The sequence below is a fragment of the Tritonibacter scottomollicae genome (genome assembly GCF_003003215.1).
Lineage (GTDB): Bacteria > Pseudomonadota > Alphaproteobacteria > Rhodobacterales > Rhodobacteraceae > Epibacterium > Epibacterium scottomollicae.
This window is the reverse complement of the sequence record NZ_PVUF01000053.1, coordinates 1-3,359: the sequence shown is the minus strand read 5'-3', so window position 1 is coordinate 3,359 and position 3,359 is coordinate 1. Positions and strand designations below refer to the sequence as shown.

Sequence of the window (3,359 nt, the reverse complement as noted above, 5' to 3'; positions counted from 1 at the left end):
GTGCCGTGGGCGCGAAGACCGCATTCATTGCCCCGGGATCACCTTGGGAGAACGGCTACTGCGAGAGCTTCAACGCCCGCTTCCGGGATGAGTTACTAAACGGCGAGGTCTTCACCACGCTGCGTGAAGCACAGATCCTCATCGAACGCTGGCGTCGCCACTACAACACGGTTAGGCCCCACAGCGCCTTAGGATACCGGCCCCCAGCGCCCAAAAGCATCGTCCCGATAGACCAAAGACCGACGATGCATTAACATTCAAATTGGACCACTCGATGGGGGCACATCAATAACTCCTTATCCCTCTTGGAAAGCGCAACATATTCATATACTCCAAGCGCCGATCCGAAGCACAGACGCAATCGTCTAACCACACAATAAATGATCTTCTTAACCTGCCCAAGTAACATTATTTCTAATGATTCCAATGCGGAAGATCTGACAATGCAGGTTCATCAAACAAGTTCCGCAGCCCAGCGTCACGTCGATCTCTAGGCCAGCGATGGTCAGCTCCGGGTATCGGTAGTGCGTCATCGGTATCGAGGCCGAAGATTCCCTCTTCGGTTGGATCACGTGCGATATGTAAACCGTTCCAATTGGCCAGGCTGAACGACGTAGTGCCTGCAATTTCCAAAAGATCGGTATCCCAAGGCATGAAATCTACACATCTGACGGCTGTCAAAGAGTCACCAAAATTTCCCGCGTCATCAATATCAATTGTCAATTGCGTCGCTGCCAAAAGGTGCCGGTGGTTGCCAATCAGCTGCCCTGCTGCACTTCCAATGCGATGATGCGTGTTTAGCATCAGCTTTCCGCCCGCGTTGTCGTGTATGAACACTTCCGAATTTGGAAAACCATCGCCTGTCAGATTTGAGGTGATACTCATCTTCTTACGGTGACGATCAATGAGTAGAGTGATCCCGACCTGTACATCCAAATCCGGGATCAGAAGTCGGGATTCCGGGTTCATCGGAATACTCTCTCCACCGAGCCAATCATAGAGCCGATCCACTCCCGTCCCACCTCTCAGATCAGCAATATACTCTGTCGGAAAAGCATGATTTTTGCCGCGAGTTGCAATCTGGATCGTCAGAGACTGGATGCCATCAGCGACCGGTGGACCACCACTGACACGTGCGACGCCTGTCGGTCGTGTATCCACGCTATCGTATCCCTCATATCTGTTTCCGAGGTAGGTCGGGGCTTTGCTCGGGTCTGATTCCACAATAAATTCATCACTGGTTTGATCAAATTCTTTTTGCCATTGACTTGTGTCGACTTCTAGCATGCTCCACACTCTTGAAGATGCCCCATCGTCCATAAATGAGAATTGTCTATTGTCGCCCTTGAAACCAAAACCTCCCAATCCAAATCCCTCATCGGGGTGAAAAGCTCTTTCGAAAATGTAGTAGATGCTCATCTTAACCTCTTTCCCTCAATGATATGGGAAAAATTGCGTCTAATTTCGGTAACTGTGTTGTTTGGAACGCGAGTGGGTTTGATGCAGTCTTCTTGTGTGGGTGAAATGAAGTAGGTAGTTACCGAGCCATATCGCCATGAAGACACCGATTGCACTCTAAAATAGATATCTTCATCAAGCGCGCCATCATTCGCAAATCCCGCAAGCGTTACCCGAACCCCTTCTTCACTGTGAGGAAAGTCAGCAAGAATTGAACTTTCTCCAGTCAAATTAAAAAGGGTGTAGTTTCTCTCCGATCTAGCTTCGTCAGGTGCCGTACGGTATAGGTCTAATTCTCCACAATATCCGGCAGGAACAACCACCGTCAGCAATGGCTTTGAAGATCTAAGGTTCTGTACACTCCGGTCTGCGAAAAGACCTAGAACAGCCAAGATGAGGACAGCAACAAGAGTGTTTTTCAATTCAGGTCAATCCTTTTCCCGTTGAGCACAATATGTGTGCCTGTCAGACTGATTGTGCCGTCTGCATCCATCTTGAGGCAGGACGCACCCGTTCGGATCGTTATGCCGTCAGTTACATCCAGAAACAGTGATTTTCCGACAAATTCGCGCTTGGACTGGCTTGTAGTGATTGTTGCAGCGCCCGTTACCTGCATGGTGTAATCCTTGGCGACCTGATCATTACGCCCAGCCCCTGCGGATAACGTTACATTTGTGCCTGCGGTCATCAAAATATTAGCCTTGGCACTCAGTTGAAAATTCCCCGTCCCAACTGAAGCCTTTGCCGATCCACTCAAGTTGTACCCAAGGATGCGAATACCTTCCGGGTTCTTTGCATGCGCCCCTGACGCGAAAGTGGTGGAACTGGAACCTGTCACCATTATAGACATATCACCACCCACACGGTGGCTATCTTGGCCAGCAACCTCTGTAAAATGGTGCCGGCCAACAGACAGAACACAATTGTTGTCGACCCTCGCAGTTGCGTTATTTTCTACCTTTTCAGTGAGATCTTTTTGAGCTCTCAAGAAAACCTCTTCCGCCCCAACCTCATCCTCAAACCTGAGTTCGTTGAACCCTTTGCCCTGATGGGTATCCGTTTTAAAAGTTGATCGTGTCTTATGCTGAGGCAACTCATAAGGCGGCCGGTTCTTCCCATTGTACACGCAGCCGGTCACAATCGGTTTGTCTGGATCCCCCCGCAGGTGTTCGACGATGACCTCCATACCGATGCGGGGGATGACCATACCGCCCCAGCCCTTGGACGCCCAGTTCTGCGAAACACGCACTCGCATCGAATAAGCGCCATCCAGATCCCAGTGGAAACGGCACAAAATGCGCCCGTGTTCGTCGCAATCGATCTCGCCTTCGCCAACTACAACCGCAGTCTCTGGTCCCTGCACACGGGGCCCTACAGTGCGGCGCTCGGGGCGGAACGGTGCATCATCAGGGGTCACCGTCATAGGGCGCGTCATCCGCTCCTGCGCTCCCAGACCCATAGGCCTGCGCCCGGAACCGATGGGTGGCCTTGAGGCACACGAATGTGCGCCCCGTCGCATTGGGAACATCATCCCCGGCCAGCGTTACGCGCCAACCCGCCCCGAGGGACACCACATCGCCCTCAGCCCGGTGGCGTGGGGCCTGACCGCGCTCCGCCTCAAGGCGGCGCGAGACCACACCCCGGCCTTCGCCCTGATTGAGGTAATCCCCAGGCCAATCATAGCTTTCGATATCGCCGCCTGGATGAGACGCATCAGAGAGGTGGTCGACTTCCTGCGCCGATGTGGGAATCTTGAAGTTATACTCCGTCAGTCGCACCGCGCCGGTGGTGATCCGCTCGCTTGCTGACCAATGGCGGAAATGCTCTTCCTCGTGCCGGTGGTACCCTTCGACGCCGAAGTACGGGCGCGATGATCCCGGAACTTCGGGCAGGCTGAGCGC

At 52.8% G+C, this 3,359-nt stretch carries 5 protein-coding genes; 1 reads left to right on the top strand and 4 read right to left on the bottom strand.

Annotation, left to right across the window (positions count from 1 at the left end):
* On the top strand, positions 1 to 254 hold a 254-nt coding region (locus CLV89_RS22140; RefSeq protein ID WP_133166767.1), incomplete at its 5' end, for an integrase core domain-containing protein.
* Between the two features lie 160 nt (positions 255 to 414).
* Here the strand turns inward: CLV89_RS22140 and CLV89_RS22135 are convergent.
* From CLV89_RS22135 to CLV89_RS23110, 4 genes are all read right to left on the bottom strand, one after another.
* On the bottom strand, positions 415 to 1,419 hold the full coding sequence (locus CLV89_RS22135; RefSeq protein ID WP_106165736.1) for a hypothetical protein: 1,005 nt from the start codon (positions 1,417 to 1,419) through the stop codon (positions 415 to 417).
* The gene (locus CLV89_RS22515) at positions 1,416 to 1,880 is read right to left on the bottom strand and encodes a hypothetical protein (protein WP_133166789.1); all 465 of its coding nucleotides are present in this window, start codon (positions 1,878 to 1,880) and stop codon (positions 1,416 to 1,418) included. Before CLV89_RS22515 ends, CLV89_RS22135 begins: the two co-directional genes overlap by 4 nt.
* A complete protein-coding gene (locus CLV89_RS23190; protein ID WP_165798198.1) occupies positions 1,877 to 2,881 on the bottom strand; it encodes a type VI secretion system Vgr family protein in 1,005 nt (334 codons plus the stop codon). The genes CLV89_RS22515 and CLV89_RS23190 overlap by 4 nt, the downstream gene beginning before the upstream one ends.
* Positions 2,865 to 3,359 (bottom strand): phage late control D family protein (locus CLV89_RS23110; RefSeq protein ID WP_243395118.1); only part of this gene is annotated, 495 nt, incomplete at its 5' end. The genes CLV89_RS23110 and CLV89_RS23190, both read right to left, overlap by 17 nt.